Genomic DNA, 22,035 nt, shown 5'->3' with positions numbered 1-22,035 from the left:
GTAATAAGCGCGGCGGCCAGGTGGACATGACCTCATAGGAGCCTGCTCAAAGAATCCCATTACTGTCTTGTCTGACCACCCGGCCGGCGTGCCCTTCATGTTCCATTGCACGCAACAGAAGGTCAGGGCAGTTTCATCATGGCAAAACAACATCCGAAAGTCATCGCTGGGATCGACACGCATGCCGATACCCACCACGTCGCCGTCATCAGTGAAACAGGGCGGCATCTAGGGGACAAGGAGTTCCTTGCCGTCGGTTCCGGCTACCGGCAGATCGTGGAGTTCATCACCGGATTTGGCCCGGTCTCGTCCATCGGCGTGGAGGGCACAGGCAGTTACGGAGCGGAGCTCGCACGCGTCCTGAGTCGGGAGCACTTCTGGGTCCTGGAAGTGATGCGTCCAAACCGGCAAGAACGCCGGCTACGGGGCAAGTCTGATCCGTTGGATGCCTATCAGGCTGCGGAAGCTGCACTTGCCGGCAGCAGGGTTGCGACGCCAAAAGCCAGGGACGGGGCTGTGGAATCACTACGTGTTCTGCGCGCTGAACGAAACTCTGCCATGCGGGCAAGGGTCGCGGTCATGGCTCAGATCAAGAGCATCCTGGTCTCTGCTCCTGAGCCCATCCGGGCGAAGTACCGCGGCTTAAGCCGCGTTGCAATGATGAGCGCACTGGAGAAAAGCCGACCGATCGGTGACCCTGCCGAGCCTCCAAACGCCACCGCCATCGTTCTCAAGCGCTTGGCTGTCCGCTACCGGCACCTGAACACGGAAGTGGCCCTGATCGATACTGAACTCGACGCAATCCTCACCATTCACGCCCCTACGCTCAGGGACATTCAGGGTGTTGGCACTGACGTTGCAAGTCAGTTGCTGGTAACCGTAGGCGACAACTCCGAAAGGGTCACCTCGGAGGCAAGGTTCGCAGCCCTGGTCGGCGTTGCCCCCATCCCGGCCGCCTCAGGGAAAACCACCCGGCATCGACTTAGCCGTGGCGGAGACCGGCAAGCCAATAAAGCCATCCATCGCGTAGTGCTCGTACGGATGATGAGTGATAGCCGGACCAAAACCTACGTGGCCAGGCGCCGACAAGAAGGCAAAACCACCAAGGAAATCATGCGCTGCCTCAAACGCTACGTTGCACGTGAAATCTATGACCAGATCATGCACCCCCACCCAGCACCCTTCGCCGGGCAGCTCCGGGCCCTGCGGAAAGCCAAGAACATCACCCTCCAGGCCGCCGCTGATGACCTCCGCGTCTGGCCTACCGCACTATCCCGTCTCGAACGCGGACTCACCCGCGACGACAACTTCCACAAACGCTACGAAAGCTGGCTCAACGACCATTGACAGCAATAGGAGCATCATTTTTAGCGTCGTCGGACTTCGCGTGGCCGGTTCCGCCTGCAGGAATAGGTTTCGTTCGTCGACCAAGAGCCAGGCGGCTGCCTTCAGCTTCTACCGTCCTCCATATAATGCCGCCTCGAGTAGCCTGTCAAAGCTGGCAGTTCCACTGCTTACCGGGGCAACGGTAATAACCGCCAGCAGTTTTTCGGGGGCGTCGTCCTTGACACTTGCGACCCGTTTCACGTGCAGCTGCAAACCGGGCACCCCGTTGACCAACAGTGGAAGCGGCTCGCCGCTCTTGATCAATTTCCGAAGCTGCTTTGGGGAGATCTTGTCCGTGGAGGCGTCTGTCATCTCCGTGATGGTGTCGTTGATCCGTTTGGCCAGCCCGCGCAGCTGGCTCCTCTGCGCGGTTACGGTGGGAACGGTGAGAATCGTTGCGAAGACTGCCGTGAATATCGTGGCGAGGCCGAAGCTTCTCAGGCCAGGCATGAAGATCATCAGGATCAGCCACAGGATCACACCAAGGATGCTGAAGGTGGCGAATCTGACGATGGGGTTGTCGCCGGGTTTCCTCACCCAGCGCACCACTTCAACTGTGTCCCCAGACGGGTGGCTGTGCGACGTGGTCCCCATGGTCAGGATCCCTTCACTTCGAGGAGTGCTTCGGCCAGAACAACTGCCTCGCGGGCTTCCTTAAGATCGTTTCGCAATCCAAGGTCGGGGATCTCGGCGGTGGCGCCACCGGTGCCAGCGAGTTCATAGAGGGCCTTGCTCAGGTTCTCGCGGTCCTGCGACAACTTCCGTGAGGTATCCAGTTTGGCTCTGCTGACTTCAAGCTCCAGTAGCGACCGCCCGATAGCGTCGCGGCGTCCTTGGATGTTTGCCAGCTTTTCCGTGATCCGAAGGATCTGCGCACTGTACATTGACTCCATTTGAACGGCGGTTCGGTGAAGCTCGTGGAGGGCTGCCGAGGTCTGAGGTTCCCCAGAGTGCCGGGCTAGTTCCTCGTTGACGCGGGCCAATCGCCGTTCCCATGCCCGAAGGGCCCGCTGGTACCGTCCCAAAAGCAACGAGATGGCCGCCAGTGCCTTGTTCAGAGCCCGCGCCCGTGTGCTGAGGCTTGCCGTCGCCGCATCCAACCTCGCGATGAAACCGGCGTAGTTGTCTGGGGAAGGAACATTGCTGAGGGGATCCATGCGTCACCCGCGTCCGATGCTGTTCTGACCGGGTTTGGTGCGGCAAAACGCTCCCCAAACGTCCATGTCAAGAGAATAGAGGGTCCCTGCCCGTTGGCATAGGGCCGTAGTCATGGCCTGCGGTCAGTACTCGCCCTTGATCACGAAGTACGAGCCCCGGATGACGCCTGCCAGTTTGGATTTCTGGCGGGCGAACTTGAAGCGTGACGCCAGTTCTTCCGGCACGTCCATGCCTTCAGCGAGTTTGAATCCCACCGCCCGCTTCCCGCCGTCCTCGATGCTGTACATGACATTGATGGACAGTCCGGACTCGTAGAACACGTAATCCATCCGCAAACCCTCAACCTCGAAGGTGGTCGCCTCAAGGGGGCGGGAATCTATGACGATGTCGCGCTCTTCCTTCAGGATCCGGCTCACCCGATCCACGACTTCCGGGACCTCGCTTGCAGGGCTGACGGTGAAGGCATGGTCGTACTTGTTCTTGTAGTAGCGGGCCTCGTTGGCGCGCAACCCAGCAAGCGCTTCAGCGACCGGAGAGGACTCCAGGCCTTCAACAGAAACGTTCTTGAAGTCAACGATGTACGGCAATGGGCTCTCCTCGTCAGATGTGTTGGGACCAACCCTAGCGTTCCATCCCGAGGCCCGCGGTGCTTTGGCGGGGAAGCGGTGCTTTGGTGGGGGAAACGCACGACGGCGGGAGGTCGCCGTCGTGCGTTTATCCACTCGCGTGCGGCTACCGCAGAAGCCCTGGCGATGGGACGATTTCCTTATGGGCGAAGAAGAGAAGAAGGGCCCTGGCGTGCCCTCGGGCGCAGGGTCAGAGGAACGCGATCCGTGGCAGGAGACCGACGCTGGATCTCCGACCACGCAGCAGATGAGGACCATCGGCCAGCGTCGGCGGGAGGCCGAGCGGAAGCTTGATCAACATCTGGAAGAAGCCAAGCACAAAGCTGAACCCGCGGATCCGGACGATCAAAAAACGGAATCGTAACTGTGGTCTTTCACCGACTGGTCTCGCGGCGCTTTCGTGGCGCCGGATGAAGCGTGCCCGGTCCGCCTTCGGAGATGGCCTGTTGTGGGAGCTGGTCAGTTCCTTGTTCCGGGTGTTTCGGGCTACGCAGGGGCGTGTCACTGCTGTGGGCTTCGCCGTGATGGAGCTGAAGGGCGCAGTGGATCAGCGGAAAGTGGCTGAACGCTTGCGGGGTATTGCCCAGCTGTCGTTGGGTTTCGGGATCCCATTCCTCGCTGAGCAGCCCAACATCGTTTCGGAGCGTCAATAATCGCTCGAACAGTGCCGTAGCCTGGCCGGCATGGCCGATGCCCAGTAGGGCATCCACCAGCCAGAACGAGCACGCAAGGAAGACTCCCTCATGGCCGGGCAAGCCGTCGTGGCCGGACTCGGTTCGGTAGCGCAACACCAGGCCATCATCGGTGAGGCCTTCCTGGATGGCTTTAACCGTTCCCGCCACGCGGGGGTGCCGACGTCCCAGAAAGCCGACGCGGGGGATGAGGAGCAGGCTGGCGTCCAGCTCCTTGCTGTCGTAGGACTGTACAAAGCTGTTGAGTTTTTCATCGAACCCGTGCGTCATGACCTCTGAATGGATCTCGTTGCGCAGGGCCTCCCAACGGTCGTCGGGGCCGGGCAGTCCGGAAGTTCTTACGCCCTTGACCATGCGATCTGCAGCTACCCATGCCATCACCTTGGAATGCGTGAAATGCCGGCGGGGGCCGCGCATCTCCCACAGCCCATTGTCTGGCTGGTCCCAAGCCCCCTCCAGGAATTCCATCAAGGCCACTTGAATGTCCCAGGAGGTGTCCACGGTGCCGGCCGGGGATGCCGCCCGGGTCAGCGAGAGTCCGTCCAGTACCTCGCCCCAAACGTCCAGTTGCAACTGGGGGGCCGCAGCGTTTCCGATGCGGACCGGCAGGGAATTTTCGTAGCCCGAAAGCCACGGGATATCGGCTTCCGGTAGCCTGCGGGCACCGTCCAAGCCGTAAACGATCTGGAGTTCGGAAGGATCGCCGGCTATAGCGCGGAGTAGCCATTCCCTCCAAGCCCCTGCTTCTTCCGTGTATCCGGCGGCAAGCAAGGACTGCAGCGTCAGTGTTGCATCGCGCAGCCAGCAATAGCGGTAGTCCCAGTTGCGGGAGCCGCCCAGTTGCTCGGGAAGGGACGTTGTAGCAGCAGCAACGATGCCTCCCGTGGGGGCATAGGTCAAAGCCTTGAGGGTTATCAGGGATCGCTCCACCGGATCCTTGTACTTGCCCTCCATCTCGCTGCGGCCAATCCACTCGCGCCAGAACGATTCCGTGGCTTGAAATGCCTTGGCGGAGTCGATGCGTCGGGGCTCCGGCTCATGGCTTGGTGCCCAGCGAAGCACAAAGGGGACGCGTTCCCCGGCGCGGACGGTGAACTCGCTGATTGTGCGCCTGTCCTGGCCTTTCAGCGGAGCGGGCGTGGTGATATAGGCAGAATCGGGGCCGGCTACGGCACTGATTCCGTGCTTGCCGTGACGTACCCACGGCACGACGCGGCCGTAGTCGAAGCGGAGAATCAACTCCCCACGCATGGCGACTTCGCCGGATAGGCCTTCCACAATACGCACCAGATCCACGGCATCATCACGGACGGGCATGAAGTCGGTGACCCGGACTGCGCCGCCGTCTACTTCCCATTCCGTTTCCAGGATCAAGGTGTCCGGACGGTACCGGCGACGCGTGCAGTTCCCGCCGTTCCGGGCCGCTGCATTTGCGGGCGCCATGAGCCACCGCCCAGCTTCAGGGTTATGCAACAGGGCGGCGAAACATGCCGGCGAGTCGAAACGCGGCAGGCACATCCAGTCGATGGACCCATCCCGGGCCACCAAAGCCGCCGTGTTCAAGTCCCCGATGATTGCGTAGTCCTCAATTCTGGCCATGGCATCAGATCCTCAAATCAGACGGCGTCGAGTATGCCCTGACCGTACCCTTTTGCCTCAAGCACCTCAACGGATGCTGCGGCTATTCGGCTGCTGTACCTGTATCGCCCATCAGTCGGCTGAGGCCGTCAAGAATCAGGTTCAGCCCGAAGTCGAATTCGTCGCCGAAGTCGTAACCGGGTTTGAGGACGTGTTCGACGGCGATCTCCACCATGTGCGGGTACTCTCCGGTTGAGAATCGCTCCATAATGGGCGTGGTGATTTCGGCCGCAGTATCACGGCCTTCGAACGGCAGGGCTGCCTCCTGGAGGGCAAAACCGTAAATGTAGCTGTCCAGCGCTGCGTACGCGTGGGCGGTTAGTTGGACCGAAAATCCTGCTGATCTCAAGGTGGCCAGCGTCGCCTCATGGTGTCGGAGTGTTGCGGGGCCAGGGGAGGAGCGGCTTTCCAACAGCCCTACTGCCCATGGATGCCGAGCGAGGGCGGCGCGCATGGCGTTGGCCCGGTTGTGCATTTCCTCCCGCCAGTTCCCGGAAGGTGCAGGCAGTTCAACTTCGCTGAAGACCATGTCCACAATGCCGTCCAGGATTTGGTCCTTGTTGGCTACGTAGTAGTACAGCGACATCGGCTTGGTGCCCATGCGTTGCGCGAGGGAGCGGATGGTCAGCGCGGATATTCCCGACTCGTCGGCCAGTTCGACGGCGCATGTGAGAACCCTTTCGCGACTGAGCGGAAGGCGGTCCGGGCTTGCAGAGGACACTGGATCTCCTTGGGTATTCCGTTTTGGTACATTGTACGATACCGTTTTTAGTACAGCGTACGAAAAAGTAGCTGAATCCCTGAAAGGAACGGCCATGACCACTGGTCAGCAAGCCAAGGAAACGTCTGCTTCCAACGCCACGCCTACGTCGGGAGGCATCATGAAGGCGGTGGTACAGCATGCTTATGGCTCCGCCGACGTCCTTCGCTTGGCCCGGATCCCCAAGCCGGAGGTGGCGGGCAATGAGGTGCTGGTACGCGTCCACGCTGCGGGCCTGGACCGTGGGACCTGGCACCTCATGACCGGGAAGCCCTACGCCCTGCGTCTAGCTTTTGGATTCCGCAGGCCCAGGAATCCTGTTCCCGGGCTCGACCTCGCCGGGACCGTTGAAGCCGTGGGGCCTGGCGTAACCCGTTTCGCCGTTGGGGACTACGTCTTCGGCGCGGGGAAGGGCTCCTTCGCTGAGTATGCCGTTGCGGGGGAGGACCACCTCGCCCTCAAGCCCGCGAGCGTCAGCTTCGAACAAGCCGCAGTGGTTCCCGTTTCAGCCTGTACCGCCCTCCAGGCTCTTCGTGCAGGCGGGATAAACGCTGGACAAGCGAAGACGGACAAGAAGGTGCTGATCCTCGGCGCCTCGGGTGGAGTTGGCGGCTACGCCGTGCAGTTCGCCAAGGCCGCGGGCGCTGAAGTGACCGGCGCATGCAGTGGCGGCAAGGTGGACCATGTACGGTCCCTCGGCGCCGATCACGTGATCGACTACGCCCAGCGGGACTTCGCTGATGGCTCCGAACGGTATGACGTGATCATCGATCTCGCGGGAAATCCAAGCTTGAAGCGACTTCGCCGTGCGCTCACCCAACGAGGCGCGGCAGTCATCACTGGCGGCGAAGAGGGCGGGCCGTTGACTGGTGGCATGGACAGGCAGTTCCGGGCACTGGCACTTTCCCCCTTCATCAGCCAAAAGCTGACCATGATCGTCGGTACTGAGCGTTGGGAAGACCTTGAGCACCTCGCCGGCCTCCTCCAAGCCGGAATCATCGTCCCGGCCATCGATCGAAGCTATCCTCTTGACGAGGTTCCGGAAGCCATGCGCTATTTCGACGCCGGCAAAACGCGCGGGAAGATCGCCATCACCATGTAGCTCGCTGGTCACCGGCCGAGTCCGCCGGTGAGGTGGCCACAACGCACGACGGCGGAAGGTCGCCGTCGTGCGTTTGCGTGAAGGCTGGAATCAGCCCCGCGAGGCATGCTACGACTGTTCTTGGGAGCCAACCCGGCGAGTCCAAGGAGCAAACCATGGCTGAAGAAAAGCCTGTCCTCGTGGTCGGTGCCACCGGCTACCTTGGTAGTCAAGTGGTTGATGCACTTCTCAAGCGCGGCAAAAGCGTCCGCGCGCTTGTTCGGGCAAAATCCGACGCCGGCAAGCTCGAAGCCAAAGGTGTTGAGATAGCCCGTGGCGACATGCTTGACGTGGCGTCCTTGATCCATGCAATGACAGGTGTAGCCGGAGTTATTTCCACGGCTGCCGGGTATACGCGGAACGACAAGAACGCCAACGCAATCGATACCTTTGGCCAGAGCAACCTTGCGGTGGCGGCCAAGCAAACAGGCGTCCCGAGGTTTGTTCTCATCAGCATCCTCACCTGTGATCTGACACCCCAGGTGCCGCACTTCTGGCACAAGAAGCAAGCCGAGGATACTTTCGAACAGCTGGGCGTCCCTTTCGTCGCGCTTCGTCCGGGTGCATTCTTTGACCAGACTGCTGGGATGGGCGGCGACCCCCTGGCGAAGGGCCGTGTCATGTGGATCGGTTCCAAGGACACCCCACTGACCTTCGTCCTCACCAGCGACCTCGCGGGATACCTTGCGGATGCCGTTGATGCGGAGATAACTGATGGCGAACGCATCGATATCGGATGGACCCGCCCCGTCAGCATGTCCGAGGCGATGGATCTCCTGTCCAAGCACGGCGAGCCGGACGGCAAGGGCATCAAAATCATGGCCGTTCCAACGCCTGTGCTCAAGGGCCTGGGCAAAGTCACTGAACGCTTTGTACCGCTCGTAAGCGACATGGCCAGCATGTCTGCCTGGTTCGAGACGGGACGATACGTCGCCAATACGAGCCGGCAGGCCGAAGTTTTTGGTCCGCCGCCCACTCCGGAGGACGCAATTGCCCGATTCGCGGCGGGTTTCGGGCACTGATCCGCAGCCCACGTCTGCGCGACTGGCAGGGAACAATGGCGGGCACAATCTATCGCGCGTCGCAAATTGCGAAGTATGCTTACGATATCGACGCAGTTCCGTGATCACCCGTTCGCGGGCCGGTCGGAAGTGAGAGGAGCACGACATGAGAATAGGTTCTTCCATAGCACTGATCGCCATTGGAGCGATTCTGGCCTTTGCACTTGCCCCCGGACTCATCCCCTTCGTGGACCAAGTCCTGATCGGCTACATTCTGATGGCTGTGGGTGTCCTGGGCCTGATCATTTCCATCATCATGGCAAGCCGCACACGGCGTACGGACCATGTCGTGGAGCGTCGCGATGCTCCAGAGACCATCATTGACCGGCGTCCGCGTCCCGAAGTTTAGCTCTCTCCAACGCAGGCAGAAACGCACGACGGCGGGAGGCCGCCGTCGTGCGTTTTCTTGCGTGCGCCCCGCCTGGCCGGCGCACCGCTACCAGCGATGGTTCGTCGTGCCCCTCAGCCCAGCGGCGCTTCCCATACGAATCCATCCGGGTCGGTGAAGGTGCCTGCATCGCCGCTGATGAGGAGACGATGCGAGCCGGTTCCGTCAGCTGATACGCCGGCGGTCTTGGCCAGGGCGGCGCGTTTGTTGAGCGTCAGCTTGATGGGACCGGTATCGAACTCGACGTACCGGCTTCCGAAACTCTTGGCCAGGGTGAGGCCTCGGTCGAGATAGAACTGCTTGCTGGCAGCCACATCCGCGACTCCCAGTTGGAGCACCATCGCATCAATTTGCAGATTGGCCGGACCGGTGTCTTTCTTCGACGAGGAGGCGACTGTCCAGATGGTGCCGTCTGGAGCCTGGAGGACTCCGCCGTACCCCCACAGGGATTTGGCGGCCTGCTTGATGACTGTCGCGCCGGCGTCGCGGGCGTTGTCCATAAGACTGTTTACGGTGGCCGGCTGGGAGACGACCAGCGACATCGTAAATCCCCGAAAGCCCGTGGCCGGCGCCTCGGATGGACGTACCTGAACCCTGTTGCCCATGCTGAAAACGTCAGTGTAGAAGGCCTCCGCCACCTGAGCGGTGGGGGCAACCTCGATAATTACAGATTCGATGGCTGCCATGTCAGTCATCCTAGTGAAGAACCACTGGCCGCGGCTGAATGGCACGTAGGCTGCTGCCATGGAGAAGTCATTCGATGTGGAACTCGTAAATCAGGATGAATACTTGGTGCGCTGGGCATCCGAAGGGCAGACCGGGGAATCCGTTGTCCGGATAACCCCTGAATTCCTGGCCGAGGCTGGGTTGGGCGGTCAGGATGGTCAGTTCGTTACTGAAGAGACCGCCAACTTTCTGGCCGAGCACCAGCCCGTGATCGACTTTCCCCAGACAATGGATCTGGAGGAGATTGCCGCAGCCTACCCCGACTTCACAGAGCAGCTGCGATCCAGGCTTGAGTCCCGCTGACCCAAGCCGGTATTGGCTTGCTCAGCATTGGAACTGGACGTCAAAGTCTTCCGGCTTCCGCCCGCTGGAGGCGGTTGCGGCGTCGAGCACGGCCTGGGCCGCCTCTTCCAGCCGGGAAACGTGGAGCACGAGTCCAGGGTATTGAGTGACGTGAAGTTCAAACCAGCCGTCAGTGGCCAGCGAAACTCTCGCGGTCAGTGTGATTGCGTTGACGCGGCAGGCTTCGGTGGTCACCAGCCGGGAGCCAACAAGTGTGAGAGCCAAGCTGACCTCCCGTGCACCGGAGCGAATGGCGCCAACTGCTTGACTCTCTTGAGCATACAGAAACTGGCATGCCCAATGTCAATAAGATTCGCTGAGTTTCGCGGTTGTGTCAGCTGTCCACGTCGGCCGTCAGAAGCTCACCGTTGAAGTACTCCAGCTTCCAGCCATCGGAGGCGTGGTGATGGGCGAGGTTCAGCACGGCATTGTGGACGCTGTCCAGCGTGCGCCCAATCGCGCGGCTAAGTGACAGCCGGATCAACGTTCCGTGGGTTACCACCAGGACCCGCTGGCCGGCGAATTCCTGTGCCAGCTGTTCCAGGGCATCCATGCCCCGACGGGCTGCGTCATCATCGCTCTCGCCGCCGCGGAAACCGCCAGGGATGCGAAGTGCTTCGAGTTCCGGGCCGGCTTGCAGGCCTTCTGCAGGTCCGAAGCTTCGTTCAATGAGTTCGGGAACCCGCCGGGCAACGGTGAGGCCCAGGCCCTCTGCTATGAGGTCCGCGGTTTCTGCCGCGCGGCTCAAGGGCGAGGAAACGATTGCGTCCCACTGGTAATCGGCCAAAGTGGCGACGGCGTCACGCGCCTGTCCGCGGCCGACGTCGTTCAGTGGAATGTCGGTGGCCCCCTGCAGCCGGCGCTCCGCATTCCAGTCGGTCTGGCCATGGCGGACGAGGGCGAAGGTGGTAAGGGTCATGGCTTCCATTGTGCCTTCCCTGCCTCCGGACCGCAGTTCCGTGCGTCACGTAAGGAAGACGTCCGACGGCGGGAGGTCGCCGTCGGGCGCTTGTTGCGGTTGGTGTCAGGCTCGCTCGAGCGGGATGGGCTGGTTTCCCGAGCGGAGCAGTAGCCTGACTTGATGCGGCACGTTTCCCTTGGCGCGCAATACTAAGTATCCTGATGACTTGTCTGGCAAATCCGGATGATGCTGTTTGACGCAGGACTGCTCAAGCCGCAGCGGCTTCGCTGAACAGGGCGGCCGCGTGGCTCTCGTGAAAGTTTGATCGGCGGCGTTACCAGGTAGCGGCGGACAGTGGTTGGGTCCGTAGCAGCCAGGTGGGCCTGAAGGGCGTGACAATTCGTGGGCAACAACGACGAGGCCGTGGAGTTCCACGCGACCGACTCCAGTGGAGATGCCATCGATGGCCGCTACCAGCTGGGACCCATCTTGGGTCGAGGAGCTATGTCCACCGTGTACCGGGCCACGGACCTGCTCCTTGGCCGGGACGTAGCTATCAAGATCTTCCTGCCCGGCTCTGGCGACGACTCGTTCAGGGCCCGTCAGGAAACCGAGATGCGGCTCCTCGCTGCCTTTGACCATCCAGGGCTGGTGGCCGCTTTCGATGCGGGCGTGGATACCCGCAATGACGAAGAACGCGCCTATCTCGTGATGGAACTCGCAGAGGGCCGTGATCTGAAAGCCGTGTTGTCCGACGGGCCTCTGTCACATCAGGAAACTACGCGGATCGGCGTGCGGCTGGCCGGAGCGCTGGCCCAGGTGCACGCTCAGGGCGTCATTCACCGCGACATCAAGCCAGCGAATATCCTGGTTTCCGAGGGGGCCGAGGGTACCAAATCTGTGAAATTGGCGGATTTCGGAGTCGCCCTGGTCATGGACGACAACCGACTCACCGCAACGGGCTTCACCGTGGGCACAGCCCAGTACCTCAGCCCCGAGCAGGCCCAAGGTCTGCACCTGACGCCGGCCAGCGACGTTTACTCGTTGGGTTTGGTGCTCCTGGAGTGCCTCACCGGCAAGCCCGAATACCCAGGAACCCCGGTAGAGACGGCGTCGGCGCGCCTTCACCGGGCACCCGGGATTCCAGAAGACCTCCCTAATGGGCTTCGCGGACTCCTCCAAGCGATGACGGACATGGATCCGGAACGACGCCCGACAGCGAGGGATGTTGAAGAAGTCCTGGCGGGCCGACGTCGAAAGCTGCCGCCCACGGCGACGGCAATCCTGCCGACAGTGCCAGTGGCGCCGGCTTTGCCGTCACGGCCGCCGCATACGGGGGCTTCACGTCCGGGCGCGGTTGGGTCCACCCCGGCAAGGCGTGCTTCCACCACGGGCCCAAGGGCCCCTGGCAAGAAACGCCCAAAGCTTCTCGCCGGGCTGGCGGCGGCTGCCCTCGCAATCCCGGTGGGGCTGGCGTTGCTCGGCAACGGCGTCTTTTCGGCGGAGCCCTCAGCCGATCCCACGCGGCACGCGGACCCTGGGGTCTCCGTCATCGAACCCCAGCCGAGCGGACCGGCCGCTCCGATGAGGACGGAACCAGCGGTAAGCCCTGCGGTCGACGTTGTGGATGTGCAGGATCAGCCGGTTCCGTTGCCCGCCGGTCAAGCAACCGAGCCTGCCCAAGTTACTGAAAACACTGCGCCTCAAGGCCTCGCCGACCCCAAGAGCGGTGGAAAGAGCGATGCCAAGCCCGAAAAAGGCAAGGGGAACGGCCGAGGTTAACGCCTAAGACGGGAAAGGCACGACGGCGGCGGGTCTGCGTCGTGCGTTTCTTGCGTAGCGTGCCGCTAGGGCTCGGACGGGAAGCTGATGGCGACCGTGGTTCCGCCGCCGGCAGTTTCCGAGAGGGTGAGTTCGCCGCCGTGGGCGTTGGCGATACTGCTGCAGGTGGCTAGTCCCAGGCCGGAGCCAGGTCCGTCGCCTTCGCGGCGCAGGCGCACCAAAGGTTCCAGGACCTTGGCCCGGTCCCCCGGGTTGATGCCTTTGCCGTTATCGGCCACGAAGATGGTGGCGCCATGGTAATTGGAAACGCCGCTGATCCGGACATGCAGTTCCCTTTCGGGGCTGCGATAGTTCATGGCGTTGGACAGCAGGTTCTGTAGCAAAGTGCGCAGCTGACCCTTGTCTGCCTGGAGGTTCAGGTCCTGCACTTCAAGGATGGCGTCGTCCTCGATGCCGAGGTCCCGCGCCACCTCGCCCGCTGCTTCTTTGAGTGAGACGGCCTGAGGCTGGATGCCACCGCCCACCCTCGAGTAGCTCAGCACATCTTCCAACATCCCCAGCATGTGGCGGCCACTGGCCCCGATCCGGCTCAGGTATTTGGCTGCCGCGCTGTCCGCTTGGACGTCGGGATCATCCTCCACCAACTCCACGTAGCCCAGGATGGTGGTGAGCGGAATCCGAAGATCATGGCTGACGCGGCCTGCGAAACCAGCCAACTTGGCATTGCTCTCCCGCAGCTCTGCATATGTGCGGTCCAGCTGGATGGTGCGGTGCTGCAGTTCCAACAGCTCCACCACCTGCTTGGCCAAGACTTCCAGCATGCTGACTTGCTCGGGCCGTATCTCTTTGGCTTTATCAGAAAAGACGCACAGGGTGCCGGGAACGAATCCTGATTCTGTTTGCAGTGGAACCGAAGCGTAGAACCGAACCCTGCCCAATTCACCGGTGACGAATGGGTTGTCAGCGGACCGTGGATCCAGCGAAGCGTCGGGGATTACGGTGATCTCGCGTGAGAGGAACACCTTGGCACACATGGAATCTTCCCGCGAGCACATGCCCGGTTCCACGCCCCATGCGCCCATTTGGTATTGGTGCTCCGCGCTAATGATGTTGACTACCCGAAAGGAGCGCCACAAAGCTCGGTGGCAAGCCGCACGAGGTTCTGCAGCGCACTCATTACGGAGGCGTTGGGCAGGAGGGTGGAATCCTCGCCAGGATCCAGGCCGTACTCCCGCAACTCCAGATCCCGGCTAACGTCGCCGGTGAAGGCCAGCTGGCCTTTTGCACCTTTCATTAAGAATTTCCCCCAGGCTTCTTTAGGCTTCCCTGCCGATCCTACCGGGCGGCTACCGGGGTTGGATTGTCACAAGGTTTGGTTGGCGCCGTCCTTATCTACGGCAATTGGTGTAAGTACACTGGAACGCATGACCGAGCAGGAACCGGCTGGGGTCACTGGCGTTGTAGACCTCTCCCTGCGCACTCCGGCACAGCGATCCCGTACCTTCATGGGGATCCTGGTGAACACTGCCCTGGCAAATATCACCACAAGCTATCTTTGGTTCGCCCTGACATTTTGGGTCTATTTGGAAACGCGCAACGTGATTGCCACGGGGGTCGTCGGGGGCGCCTACATGCTCCTTATTGCGCTCTCCAGCATCAGCTTCGGGACGTTCGTGGACAGGTATCGCAAGCTTGCCATAATGCGCTTCGCTGCTGGGTTCACCCTGGTGATGTTCGTGCTGTCAGGAGTGTTGTTCCTCCTCACCCCTACGAGCCTTCTGCTGGACCTGACGCAGCCATGGTTCTGGATTTTCACCCTGATCATCCTTGTGGGTGCCGTCGTCGAGAATTTGCGCAACATTGCCCTCTCCACCACCGTCACCATCCTCATAGAGCCTGATCGCCGGGCCAATGCAAATGGAATGGTGGGGATGGTGCAGGGACTCATGTTTATTGTCACCTCGGTCCTCTCCGGACTATCAGTAGGCCTGCTCGGCATGGGCTGGACCATAGTGGCCTCGCTGGTTCTTACCGTGTTGGCTTTCCTGCATCTGCTCACCCTGCACATGCCCGAGGAAGTCCGGGCTGCTCCGAGCGATGCACGCGGAGGATTCGACTTCCGCGGCTCGCTTGCTGCTGTGCTGGCTATTTCCGGGCTGTTCGCGCTGATTCTGTTTTCCACCTTTAACAACTTCATTGGCGGCGTGTATATGGCGTTGATGGATCCTTACGGACTGGAGATGTTCTCCGTGGAAATGTGGGGAACGTTCTTCGCCGTAGGCTCCACCGGATTCCTGGTTGGCGGTGCCCTGGTGGGAAAGTTTGGGCTCGGCTCCAATCCCTTGCGGACCATGCTCATCGTTGTCGCCATCATGGGGTTCCTGGGCGCAGTGTTCACCTTGCGTGAATGGGCATGGTTGTATGTAGTGGGGATCTGGCTGTATCTGACCTTGGTTCCCATCGTGGAAGCTGCCGAGCAGACGGTCATCCAACAGGTGGTTCCCCTGAACCGGCAGGGTAGGGTATTCGGATTCGCCATGGCCTTCGAGTCCGCCGCAGCGCCCATCACCGCGTTCCTCATCGCCCCGATCGCCCAGTTCTGGATCATCCCGTACGCCCGCTCCGCCGAGGGCGCCGCACAACTGGAGCCGCTGCTGGGCCGGGGCACGTCCCGCGGGATCGCCCTCGTGTTCCTGATTGCCGGCATCATTCTCATTGTCGCGGCACTCATCGCGTTCTTGACTCCTGTTTACCGCAGGGTCTCGGCGTCGTACGCGGAGAAGGCTGTGGCTGGAAACTCAGGAAGCGCATCTGCGTCTCCCGGGTGAGTGACGTACTAAGTGAGCCGGCTACATCATCCCGCCAAGCCCTGAGTCTCGGCCACCACCCCGGAACGTTGCGCCGGTACTCAAGGTACTGCTCGCCGTATGTACCGGTGAGGGTCGGCTCCTCGTAACCCTTGACGAACGCCACCACCATCGCGAGCACCAGCCCGGCGTAGAGCACCAGCCACCAACTGCCGAAGAGCAGCGCTTGGCCGAGGATGATTGTGAGCACCGCAAGGTACATGGGATTGCGCACGAATCGATAAACCCCGGTCACGACGAGGGCCTGGGTCGGCGCAACGGGCGCAGGCGTTCCGCGGTGAAGAGCGAACAGTGCGAAGGCATGGAGCAGAAAAGCCACCCCCACGATGACGGCGATCCAGGCGATGGGCACCACTGCCCACGCCGCGCCGTCCCAGTCGTAAAGCCGCCAGCCCGAGATGAGCAAGGGGATGAGACCAGCCACGATGCCGGGCGCCAGGAACAGGAAGACGACTGTCCCGATCCAATCACGTACGGGTGATCCTGCCTGATCCACGTTCGTCAGCCCGGTCCTCGGTCCAGCCGGCCGCCCGGCTCAGGCAGCCAGGCCGGCCCCAGCCATCTCCGGCGCGGAGCAGGCCGGCAGCTCAACTATCCCAGGATCAGCCGGAACAGCATCAACTCGCACGGGCAGCTCATGGAGCATCGCGTAGCCCTGCAACTGCTCAAGCGCATCAGGTTCGATCAGCGCTCCGGTGAGATCCATCTCGACGTCGCGGCCGTCGGCCAGGCTGTTGGTGCGTTGAACGATTGGATACAGCGCGTGGAGGTTGGAGGTGGTCACGTGACCGGTTGCTGCGATCTGGATCTGCGTTCCCTCAAGGTCGACTCGAACAACTACAGAGAGCTTCTCGCTGGTCAATATGCTGCCTTTCATCCGTTCGCTGCCACGCTGCAGCCACCCCAGCGTAGGCATCAGATGTGATCTGCGCAACATTACGACGCGACCTCCTTGCGCTCGCAGCAGCGTGAAGCCGTTATGCCATGAACGCCAGATCCTCTGCCCTCACTGGAAACTGCAGCGGCTCACCTCTGGATAGCCGCAAAGCTTCGCCCACTGCACTTGCCGCCATCCGCTCCAATTCGTTACCCAGCGAGCCCGCAACGTGAGGAGTGAGCAACACATTGGGATGCGTGTAGAAGCGGGAACCAGAAGGCAGCACCCACGGTGTCGTCACGTCCAACACAGCGTACAAATCACCGCACTCAAGCCGTGCCAACAGGGCGTCCTGATCTACCAGCTCGCCGCGTGAGGTGTTGATGAAGGTGGCCCCAGGGCGCATCCGCTGGATGCGACCGGCGTCGATGAGGTTCTTTGTGGACGGTAACGACGGCGCGTGGAGGCTGACGATGTCGCTGCCCGCCACCAGCTCGTCCAGGCTTACAAGCTCGACGCCGAGAGCGCTCGCCCCAGCGGCCGAGAGGTACGGGTCGGCAACCACGATGTCCAGCTCGTACGGAGCAAGCAGCCGGATGACGTGCCTGCCGATCTTTGACGCCCCGATAATCCCGACGCGCTTGCGGTAGTTGCCCATGTCCGGAAACAGCTGTTCCGGCAGGACCTCCGTTCGGGTGCTGTGAAGGGCGCGCGCTATCTGCAGGATGCGTTTGTTGGCCAGGACGATCATGGCCACGGTGTATTCGGCCACGGGAATGGCGTTGGCGTCTGCGGCGGAACTCACCAACAAGCCCCGATCCCAACAGGTCTCACCGATGTGGTGTTTGACGCTCCCGGCGGCGTGCAGGACGTAACGTAACCGTGGGGCAGCATCCAGGACGTCGTCGTCGATCATTGGGCAACCCCAACCCGTGATGAGGATGTCCGCTTCCGCCAGGAGTGCCCGGCCGGATGCTGAACCGAAGTCCTCGATCGGCTCCCGGCTGAGCAGCTTCAGAGCCGGCTCCAGCGGATCCAGGCTTCGGGAGGGAAACACGGCCCGGGCAGTGTTGAGAGGCATGGCCAAAGCAACGTTCAGGTTCACTTGACACTCCCCGCGGTCAGGCCGGACTTCCAGAATCGCTGGAGCATGATGAATGCGAGCAGCAACGGAATGATGGACAACAGCGATCCCGTGATAACCATCGGAGTGAACTCAGGCTGGGGGAGTGAGTATCCCTGCCAGATCGAAATGCCGACGCTGACTGGCAGCAGCTGCTGGTCCTGGAGCATTACCAACGGGAGCATGAAGTTGTTCCACACGCCAACAAACTGGAACAACGCAATGGTGATGTACCCCGGCATCATCATGGGCAGCCCCAACGAGAAGAAGGAGCGGATCGGTCCGGCCCCGTCCACGCGGGCCGCTTCCAGGGTTTCGGCCGGGACGTACGCCGCCGAATACACCCGGGCCAAATACACGCCGAATGGGTTGCAGAGGACGGGGATGAGGATGGCCCAGATGGTGTTGGTGATGCCAAACACCGAGGCCAGTAGATACATCGGCAGGACTGTGGCTGTGTTGGGAATCAGTACACCCACAAGGACCAGGCCGAAGAATGAGTCCTTGCCGCGGAACTGGAATTTATCGAACGCGTAGCCGGCCATGACGGAGATCAGTCCACCAAAAATGGCCCCAAACGCCGCGTAAAACATGGAGTTGGCCATCCAGCGGAAGAACACGCCACCATCCTGCCCAAGGACCGCGCCAACGTTCTCGAAAAAGGAAGGCTGCCCCAACGCATAAGCACCAGTGGAATAAAGGTCAGCGGCGTTCTTGGTGGAGGCAAAGAACAACCACAGGACAGGCAGCACCATGTAGGCACAACCCAGTACCAGCAGTGCGTTCACAGTGAACGCGCCCGCGAAGCCGCTGCGGGAGCGAGCCCGGCGCCGCTTCCCAAACGGCGCAACCGGACCGGTAACCCGCGGACGGGACAATGTTGAGGTGCTCATGCTTTGTTCATCCTTGAGCTAAAGCGGGTGACGGCCCAGGACAGCGCTGCGGCCATGAGCGCGATGATGATGGAGGCAGCAGCCGCCTGGTTGAGGTTGTGCCGGTTGAAGGCGGCATCGTAGGCCCACATGTTGGGAACCCAGGTGCTGGTGACGGACGCCGTGGCCTTGGAGATGATCGATGGCTCTGTGAACAACTGGAGGGTTCCGATCACCGTAAACAGCATGATGACGCTGAGTGCCGGCAGGATCAGGGGCAGCTTGATGCTGATGGCAGCACGGATTTCGCCGGCACCGTCCACGCGGGCGGCTTCCAGGGTCTCCCGCGGAACCGCCTGCAAAGCCGTGAACAGCACTATGACGTTATAGCCCGTCCACTCCCATACCGCGATGTTCACGATCGACGGCAGGATCATGTGGTTGTCCAGGAAGTTCAGCGAGATCCCGCCGGTTTCCAGGACCGAGACGATCGGGCTGACACCGGGCGTGTAGAGGTAAGCCCAGATCAGTGCGGCGATGACGCCGGGCACCGCGTGGGGGAGGAAGACGAGGAGCTGGAACAGTTTCCGGGCACGGGCTCCGGCAGCATCAAGCAGGAGTGCGAACGCCAACGCGCCTCCCACCATGCACGGGATGTAGAGCAGGCAGTACATGGCCAGGCGGCCTATGCCACCCACAAAACTCTCCGATTGCAGGACCTGCAGGTAGTTCTCAAGACCAACGAACGAGGTCTTGGCTTGGCCGAAGCCGAGCCCGGACTTCTGCTGGGCAAAGAAGCTGAGCACGATCGAGTAGATGACGGGTGCCACCATCGCCAGGGCGAACACCGCAAAGAACGGGGTCAGGAAGAGGGCGGCTGTACGGCCTCCGGTTCCGGACATCGTGCGCGGTTTGCCTTGGGAGGTGGCTGGTGCCTGGTTGGCCATGATTATTCTCCTCGCTGGTGGGGGCGGCTCCTCGAAAGGGCCACCCCCAACCGTGCGGGCCTACTCCTTGACGGAGAGACCGTTCTGCTTGAGTCCGGCTACGGTTGCGGCCTGGGCCGTATCAACGGCTTCCGCGACCTTGCCGCCGGTGGTCAACTTTCCGTACGCGTCCTTAAGGGCGGTGTTGGTGATGTCCCAGTTGGGGCCCCATTGCCATCCCGGGGTGATGGTGGAGTACGCGTTGTCGAAGACCTCATAGATGTCGTTACCGAAGTAGCTGGCATCGAATGCCTGCTGCGCAACGGGCGTCAGTCCCGGGAAGGCGAGGAAAGCCGAACCCGTGTTGCCACGGGCCTTGATCGCGTCCGGGCTGGTTGCGAGGAACTCGATGAACTTGGCCGCAGCGGCCGGATTCTTGCTGCCCTTGGTGATGTTGAAGCTGGAGCCGCCATAGAAAGCGTCTGCCGGAGTTCCCCAGTTAGGCACCTCCGCAGCGATCCATTGTCCCTTCTGGCCGCTGGCTTCCGTACGCTTCTGGATACCTGTGGCACTCCAGTTGGCGCCAAGAACACCCACGACGGCGCCGCTCGCCAAATCTGCGCTCCATTCGTCACTAAAGGACTGCTGGACCTTGACGATCTTTTCATCGATCAGCTTCTGCCAAAACGTTGCGACTTTTTGGGTGGGCTCATCGTTCACGCCCACCTTCCAGCTGTCGCCTTCGGTGCCGAACCATTTTGCTCCCGCCTGCCAGGACAGCGCGGCGGTCAGTGCGGCCTCGTTGGGGTTGAAGCTGGCCAGGTGTGCTTCCGGGGCTACTGCCTTGAGCTTCTTGCCGGCGTCCTCGAATTCGTCCCAGGTTTTGGGGACGCCGACGCTGGCCTTGTCCAGCATGTCCTTCCGGTACCACATGATCATCGGCGCGGCATCGTAGGGCAGCGCGTACGTCTCGCCGCCAAACTGCACCAGGGCTTTTGTCTCATCCGAGAGCTTGTCCACTGTTTCGGCCTTGTTGATCAACCCGTCCAGAGGCTGGAGCTGTCCGTTGCTGACAAATTGCGGAAGCTGGGGGTACTCGATCGTGGCAACATCGGGGCCGTTGCCTGCAGTGATCGCCGTGGACAACTTGGCGTAACCGCCGCTCGCTCCGTTGGGGACGGTTTCGAAGGTGACCTTGATTTTGTTCTGGCTCGCGTTGAAGGCGGCGGCTACCTTGTCCATCCCCGCCATCGAGGACCAGAACGTGATGGTCCCGGAGGGGTCCTCAGTGGGCATTGGTGTGGCTGCAGGGGTGCTGCCACAACCGGTGACGAGGGCAGCACTGGCAATGATGCTGGCTGCTCCGAGCAGAAGCTGGCGACGCTTCATTCTGTTCTCCTTTGAAGTTCACGATGCGAAGTCGTGGTGGGCGCTGGGGCACCTTGGACTAGGCACAATAAAAGCCACAAAAGTGAACATGGGCAATGAAATGAACAGAAGTAAACAGATGCCGGCTGGCTGAAGGAGTGCTTTCCTACACCTGCGTGGAGTCCCGGACCACCAGCGCTGGCGAGAGGTTCACGCGCTGCAGAGCGGACGTGCTCCCGCGTCGGGCCCCAATCCGGTTCAGGCACATCACCAATGCCTGGTGCCCGACGTCGTACTTCGGAGGTGCCACAGCGGTTAGGGGAACCGCCCCGAGGGCGGCGATTTCGTCGTCGTACGCAATGATCGCGAAGTCCTCCGGGATGCGCAGCTGCCGCTCCTGGCAGGCACTGGCGAACTGCAGCGCATCCTCATCGGTGTGGACAATCGCGGCCGTGACGTGGGTTTCGGCGCACCAGGCGAGGATGCCGTCCACCACCAGGCGATGGGCCTGCGGATCGTTTTGTGCCCGGGACATCGTTCGGACCATCGAGTCCTCATGGGGGTGCCCGGCACGCTGCATGGCCCGGTGGTAGCCATCGATCAGCTGCGGCGCAGTGGGGCTGTTCTCGCGGAGGCACATGGCGATTTTGCGGTGCTCGAGGCCCAGAAGATGGTTCACGGCGATTTCCGCACCGCGCACGTGGTCACTCCGCACAGCTTCGAGCCTGCCGTGGTCCAGGGCGTCGTCAATGGAACGCTCGACCACCACCACCGGCACCTCCGCTTCGGCCAAGAGGTCCAGCGTTTCCGTGCCCGCCAACGACTGCTCACTCGGCGTGACCAGAATTCCGTCCACGCCATGTTCGTAAAGGCGGCGAAGCTGGCGCCGCTCCTCCTCGGCCGAGTAATTGGACACGCCCAGCACTAATCGCACGCCCGCTTCGTGGGCGGCGGCTTCAGCGCCGCGTATCACTCCCGGGAAGTAGTACGACGCCGACGGAACGATCATCCCGATCGTCGCCAAGGGTCGCCTCCCGCCCGGTCGCCAGGATGTCGCTTGCTGTACCGCAGTGCTGCTTCCAGCGGTGCGGCCGGTGGTGGGAACAGCTCCGCCGTGGACCCGCTCGAGCAAACCCTGCCCGGCAAGTATTGCGAGGTCCCGCCGCACAGTCATGCCGGAAGTTCCAAGTTTGGCCGCGAACTCGGCGGCATTCAGGGAACCGTGAAGGGCCAATTCCCTCAGGATGAGCTGTTGACGATCCTCGGACAGCATGCAGGTCTCCGCCTATCAAGTTCACTTGTGTTCAGTTTGTTCAGTATGAACTATCCCGCACCCGGTCAAACATCCACGAGATCGGTCCAACATCCGAGAGGTGCGTTCACTTTTGTTCAACTGGCCCC

At 61.6% G+C, this 22,035-nt stretch carries 23 protein-coding genes and 1 pseudogene; 8 read left to right on the top strand and 16 right to left on the bottom strand.

Features of this window, described 5'->3' with window-relative positions; translation table 11 throughout:
* Nucleotides 1–138 precede the first annotated feature (138 nt).
* Nucleotides 139–1,347 (top strand): IS110 family RNA-guided transposase, encoded by a 1,209-nt coding sequence (locus ACZ5G6_RS22380; RefSeq protein WP_223932928.1) that lies wholly within the window; start codon nucleotides 139–141, stop codon nucleotides 1,345–1,347.
* Between the two features lie 108 nt (nucleotides 1,348–1,455).
* Here ACZ5G6_RS22380 and ACZ5G6_RS22375 read toward each other — a convergent pair whose 3' ends face one another.
* From ACZ5G6_RS22375 to ACZ5G6_RS22365, 3 genes are all read right to left on the bottom strand, one after another.
* Nucleotides 1,456–1,980 (bottom strand): hypothetical protein, encoded by a 525-nt coding sequence (locus tag ACZ5G6_RS22375; protein ID WP_498688245.1) that lies wholly within the window; start codon nucleotides 1,978–1,980, stop codon nucleotides 1,456–1,458.
* 2 nt (nucleotides 1,981–1,982) lie between these two features.
* Complete coding sequence (locus ACZ5G6_RS22370) at nucleotides 1,983–2,543, bottom strand: hypothetical protein (RefSeq protein ID WP_223934980.1); 561 nt, start codon at nucleotides 2,541–2,543, stop codon at nucleotides 1,983–1,985.
* A 123-nt stretch (nucleotides 2,544–2,666) separates the two neighbouring features.
* Nucleotides 2,667–3,131: a DUF8821 family protein gene (locus ACZ5G6_RS22365; RefSeq protein ID WP_223934979.1), complete on the bottom strand. Its 465-nt coding sequence runs from the start codon at nucleotides 3,129–3,131 to the stop codon at nucleotides 2,667–2,669.
* Nucleotides 3,132–3,252: 121 nt separating this feature from the next.
* Between ACZ5G6_RS22365 and ACZ5G6_RS22360 the strand changes: the two genes are divergently transcribed.
* A complete protein-coding gene (locus ACZ5G6_RS22360; protein WP_223934978.1) occupies nucleotides 3,253–3,534 on the top strand; it encodes a hypothetical protein in 282 nt (93 codons plus the stop codon).
* A gap of 10 nt (nucleotides 3,535–3,544) precedes the next feature.
* Here ACZ5G6_RS22360 and ACZ5G6_RS22355 read toward each other — a convergent pair whose 3' ends face one another.
* Nucleotides 3,545–5,461 carry a glycoside hydrolase family 15 protein gene (locus ACZ5G6_RS22355; protein ID WP_223934977.1) on the bottom strand — a complete coding sequence of 639 codons (1,917 nt, stop codon included), beginning with the start codon at nucleotides 5,459–5,461 and terminating at the stop codon, nucleotides 3,545–3,547.
* A gap of 82 nt (nucleotides 5,462–5,543) precedes the next feature.
* Entirely contained in the window at nucleotides 5,544–6,221 is a 678-nt protein-coding gene (locus tag ACZ5G6_RS22350) for a TetR/AcrR family transcriptional regulator C-terminal domain-containing protein (protein ID WP_498688240.1), read from the bottom strand.
* Nucleotides 6,222–6,315: 94 nt separating this feature from the next.
* Here ACZ5G6_RS22350 and ACZ5G6_RS22345 point away from each other — a divergent pair, with 94 nt between their 5' ends.
* From ACZ5G6_RS22345 to ACZ5G6_RS22335, 3 genes are all read left to right on the top strand, one after another.
* Entirely contained in the window at nucleotides 6,316–7,362 is a 1,047-nt protein-coding gene (locus ACZ5G6_RS22345) for an NAD(P)-dependent alcohol dehydrogenase (RefSeq protein ID WP_498688239.1), read from the top strand.
* A gap of 155 nt (nucleotides 7,363–7,517) precedes the next feature.
* Nucleotides 7,518–8,423 carry an SDR family oxidoreductase gene (locus ACZ5G6_RS22340; RefSeq protein WP_223934974.1) on the top strand — a complete coding sequence of 302 codons (906 nt, stop codon included), beginning with the start codon at nucleotides 7,518–7,520 and terminating at the stop codon, nucleotides 8,421–8,423.
* Between the two features lie 145 nt (nucleotides 8,424–8,568).
* Nucleotides 8,569–8,811, top strand: a complete 243-nt coding sequence (locus ACZ5G6_RS22335) for a DUF6458 family protein (RefSeq protein WP_223934973.1) — start codon at nucleotides 8,569–8,571, stop codon at nucleotides 8,809–8,811.
* A 113-nt stretch (nucleotides 8,812–8,924) separates the two neighbouring features.
* Here ACZ5G6_RS22335 and ACZ5G6_RS22330 read toward each other — a convergent pair whose 3' ends face one another.
* On the bottom strand, nucleotides 8,925–9,536 hold the full coding sequence (locus ACZ5G6_RS22330) for a glyoxalase (RefSeq protein ID WP_498688237.1): 612 nt from the start codon (nucleotides 9,534–9,536) through the stop codon (nucleotides 8,925–8,927).
* Nucleotides 9,537–9,594: 58 nt separating this feature from the next.
* Here ACZ5G6_RS22330 and ACZ5G6_RS22325 point away from each other — a divergent pair, with 58 nt between their 5' ends.
* Nucleotides 9,595–9,879: a hypothetical protein gene (locus ACZ5G6_RS22325; protein ID WP_498688235.1), complete on the top strand. Its 285-nt coding sequence runs from the start codon at nucleotides 9,595–9,597 to the stop codon at nucleotides 9,877–9,879.
* A 21-nt stretch (nucleotides 9,880–9,900) separates the two neighbouring features.
* On the opposite strand, the gene ACZ5G6_RS22320 is transcribed toward ACZ5G6_RS22325, so the two are convergent.
* Nucleotides 9,901–10,143, bottom strand: coding sequence for a hypothetical protein (locus ACZ5G6_RS22320; RefSeq protein ID WP_498688233.1), 243 nt, complete (start codon nucleotides 10,141–10,143; stop codon nucleotides 9,901–9,903).
* A 109-nt stretch (nucleotides 10,144–10,252) separates the two neighbouring features.
* On the bottom strand, nucleotides 10,253–10,846 hold the full coding sequence (locus tag ACZ5G6_RS22315) for a histidine phosphatase family protein (RefSeq protein ID WP_498688231.1): 594 nt from the start codon (nucleotides 10,844–10,846) through the stop codon (nucleotides 10,253–10,255).
* Nucleotides 10,847–11,221: 375 nt separating this feature from the next.
* Between ACZ5G6_RS22315 and ACZ5G6_RS22310 the strand changes: the two genes are divergently transcribed.
* Nucleotides 11,222–12,601, top strand: a complete 1,380-nt coding sequence (locus ACZ5G6_RS22310) for a serine/threonine-protein kinase (protein WP_498688229.1) — start codon at nucleotides 11,222–11,224, stop codon at nucleotides 12,599–12,601.
* 65 nt (nucleotides 12,602–12,666) lie between these two features.
* On the opposite strand, the pseudogene ACZ5G6_RS22305 reads toward ACZ5G6_RS22310, so the two are convergent.
* Nucleotides 12,667–13,895 (bottom strand): annotated as a pseudogene (locus tag ACZ5G6_RS22305) (GAF domain-containing sensor histidine kinase).
* Between the two features lie 130 nt (nucleotides 13,896–14,025).
* On the opposite strand from ACZ5G6_RS22305, the gene ACZ5G6_RS22300 reads away from it, so the two are divergent.
* A complete protein-coding gene (locus ACZ5G6_RS22300; RefSeq protein WP_498688227.1) occupies nucleotides 14,026–15,429 on the top strand; it encodes an MFS transporter in 1,404 nt (467 codons plus the stop codon).
* Here ACZ5G6_RS22300 and ACZ5G6_RS22295 read toward each other — a convergent pair.
* The 7 genes from ACZ5G6_RS22295 to ACZ5G6_RS22265 all read right to left on the bottom strand — a co-directional run bounded on the left by ACZ5G6_RS22295 (nucleotide 15,329) and on the right by ACZ5G6_RS22265 (nucleotide 21,907).
* Nucleotides 15,329–15,964: a methyltransferase family protein gene (locus tag ACZ5G6_RS22295; RefSeq protein ID WP_498688224.1), complete on the bottom strand. Its 636-nt coding sequence runs from the start codon at nucleotides 15,962–15,964 to the stop codon at nucleotides 15,329–15,331. The two genes, ACZ5G6_RS22300 and ACZ5G6_RS22295, sit on opposite strands and share 101 nt — an antisense overlap.
* 39 nt (nucleotides 15,965–16,003) lie before the next feature.
* Complete coding sequence (locus tag ACZ5G6_RS22290; RefSeq protein ID WP_498688222.1) at nucleotides 16,004–16,405, bottom strand: hypothetical protein; 402 nt, start codon at nucleotides 16,403–16,405, stop codon at nucleotides 16,004–16,006.
* Between the two features lie 40 nt (nucleotides 16,406–16,445).
* Nucleotides 16,446–17,450, bottom strand: a complete 1,005-nt coding sequence (locus ACZ5G6_RS22285) for a hydroxyacid dehydrogenase (protein WP_498688220.1) — start codon at nucleotides 17,448–17,450, stop codon at nucleotides 16,446–16,448.
* On the bottom strand, nucleotides 17,447–18,361 hold the full coding sequence (locus ACZ5G6_RS22280) for a carbohydrate ABC transporter permease (RefSeq protein ID WP_498688218.1): 915 nt from the start codon (nucleotides 18,359–18,361) through the stop codon (nucleotides 17,447–17,449). The genes ACZ5G6_RS22285 and ACZ5G6_RS22280 overlap by 4 nt, the downstream gene beginning before the upstream one ends.
* Nucleotides 18,358–19,287, bottom strand: a complete 930-nt coding sequence (locus ACZ5G6_RS22275) for a carbohydrate ABC transporter permease (RefSeq protein WP_498688216.1) — start codon at nucleotides 19,285–19,287, stop codon at nucleotides 18,358–18,360. Before ACZ5G6_RS22275 ends, ACZ5G6_RS22280 begins: the two co-directional genes overlap by 4 nt.
* Nucleotides 19,288–19,347: 60 nt before the next feature.
* Nucleotides 19,348–20,655, bottom strand: coding sequence for an ABC transporter substrate-binding protein (locus ACZ5G6_RS22270; RefSeq protein ID WP_498688214.1), 1,308 nt, complete (start codon nucleotides 20,653–20,655; stop codon nucleotides 19,348–19,350).
* 145 nt (nucleotides 20,656–20,800) lie between these two features.
* On the bottom strand, nucleotides 20,801–21,907 hold the full coding sequence (locus tag ACZ5G6_RS22265; protein ID WP_498688212.1) for a substrate-binding domain-containing protein: 1,107 nt from the start codon (nucleotides 21,905–21,907) through the stop codon (nucleotides 20,801–20,803).
* Nucleotides 21,908–22,035: the final 128 nt, after the last annotated feature.

The sequence above is a fragment of the Arthrobacter sp. TmtSoilC51 genome (assembly GCF_055388015.1).
The sequence above is the reverse complement of the archived record's forward strand: the minus strand, read 5'-3'. Positions and strand labels throughout refer to the sequence as shown.

Bases quoted from the DNA above. Each gene is read 5' to 3' on its own strand.
- ACZ5G6_RS22380 (WP_223932928.1), top strand. From the start codon at position 139: ATGGCAAAACAACATCCGAAAGTCATCGCTGGGATCGACACGCATGCC.
- ACZ5G6_RS22375 (WP_498688245.1), bottom strand. From the start codon at position 1,980: ATGGGGACCACGTCGCACAGCCACCCGTCTGGGGACACAGTTGAAGTG.
- ACZ5G6_RS22370 (WP_223934980.1), bottom strand. From the start codon at position 2,543: ATGGATCCCCTCAGCAATGTTCCTTCCCCAGACAACTACGCCGGTTTC.
- ACZ5G6_RS22355 (WP_223934977.1), bottom strand. From the start codon at position 5,461: ATGGCCAGAATTGAGGACTACGCAATCATCGGGGACTTGAACACGGCG.
- ACZ5G6_RS22345 (WP_498688239.1), top strand. From the start codon at position 6,316: ATGACCACTGGTCAGCAAGCCAAGGAAACGTCTGCTTCCAACGCCACG.
- ACZ5G6_RS22340 (WP_223934974.1), top strand. From the start codon at position 7,518: ATGGCTGAAGAAAAGCCTGTCCTCGTGGTCGGTGCCACCGGCTACCTT.
- ACZ5G6_RS22335 (WP_223934973.1), top strand. From the start codon at position 8,569: ATGAGAATAGGTTCTTCCATAGCACTGATCGCCATTGGAGCGATTCTG.
- ACZ5G6_RS22330 (WP_498688237.1), bottom strand. From the start codon at position 9,536: ATGGCAGCCATCGAATCTGTAATTATCGAGGTTGCCCCCACCGCTCAG.
- ACZ5G6_RS22325 (WP_498688235.1), top strand. From the start codon at position 9,595: ATGGAGAAGTCATTCGATGTGGAACTCGTAAATCAGGATGAATACTTG.
- ACZ5G6_RS22315 (WP_498688231.1), bottom strand. From the start codon at position 10,846: ATGGAAGCCATGACCCTTACCACCTTCGCCCTCGTCCGCCATGGCCAG.
- ACZ5G6_RS22300 (WP_498688227.1), top strand. From the start codon at position 14,026: ATGACCGAGCAGGAACCGGCTGGGGTCACTGGCGTTGTAGACCTCTCC.
- ACZ5G6_RS22290 (WP_498688222.1), bottom strand. From the start codon at position 16,405: ATGTTGCGCAGATCACATCTGATGCCTACGCTGGGGTGGCTGCAGCGT.
- ACZ5G6_RS22280 (WP_498688218.1), bottom strand. From the start codon at position 18,361: ATGAGCACCTCAACATTGTCCCGTCCGCGGGTTACCGGTCCGGTTGCG.
- ACZ5G6_RS22275 (WP_498688216.1), bottom strand. From the start codon at position 19,287: ATGGCCAACCAGGCACCAGCCACCTCCCAAGGCAAACCGCGCACGATG.
- ACZ5G6_RS22270 (WP_498688214.1), bottom strand. From the start codon at position 20,655: ATGAAGCGTCGCCAGCTTCTGCTCGGAGCAGCCAGCATCATTGCCAGT.
- ACZ5G6_RS22265 (WP_498688212.1), bottom strand. From the start codon at position 21,907: ATGCTGTCCGAGGATCGTCAACAGCTCATCCTGAGGGAATTGGCCCTT.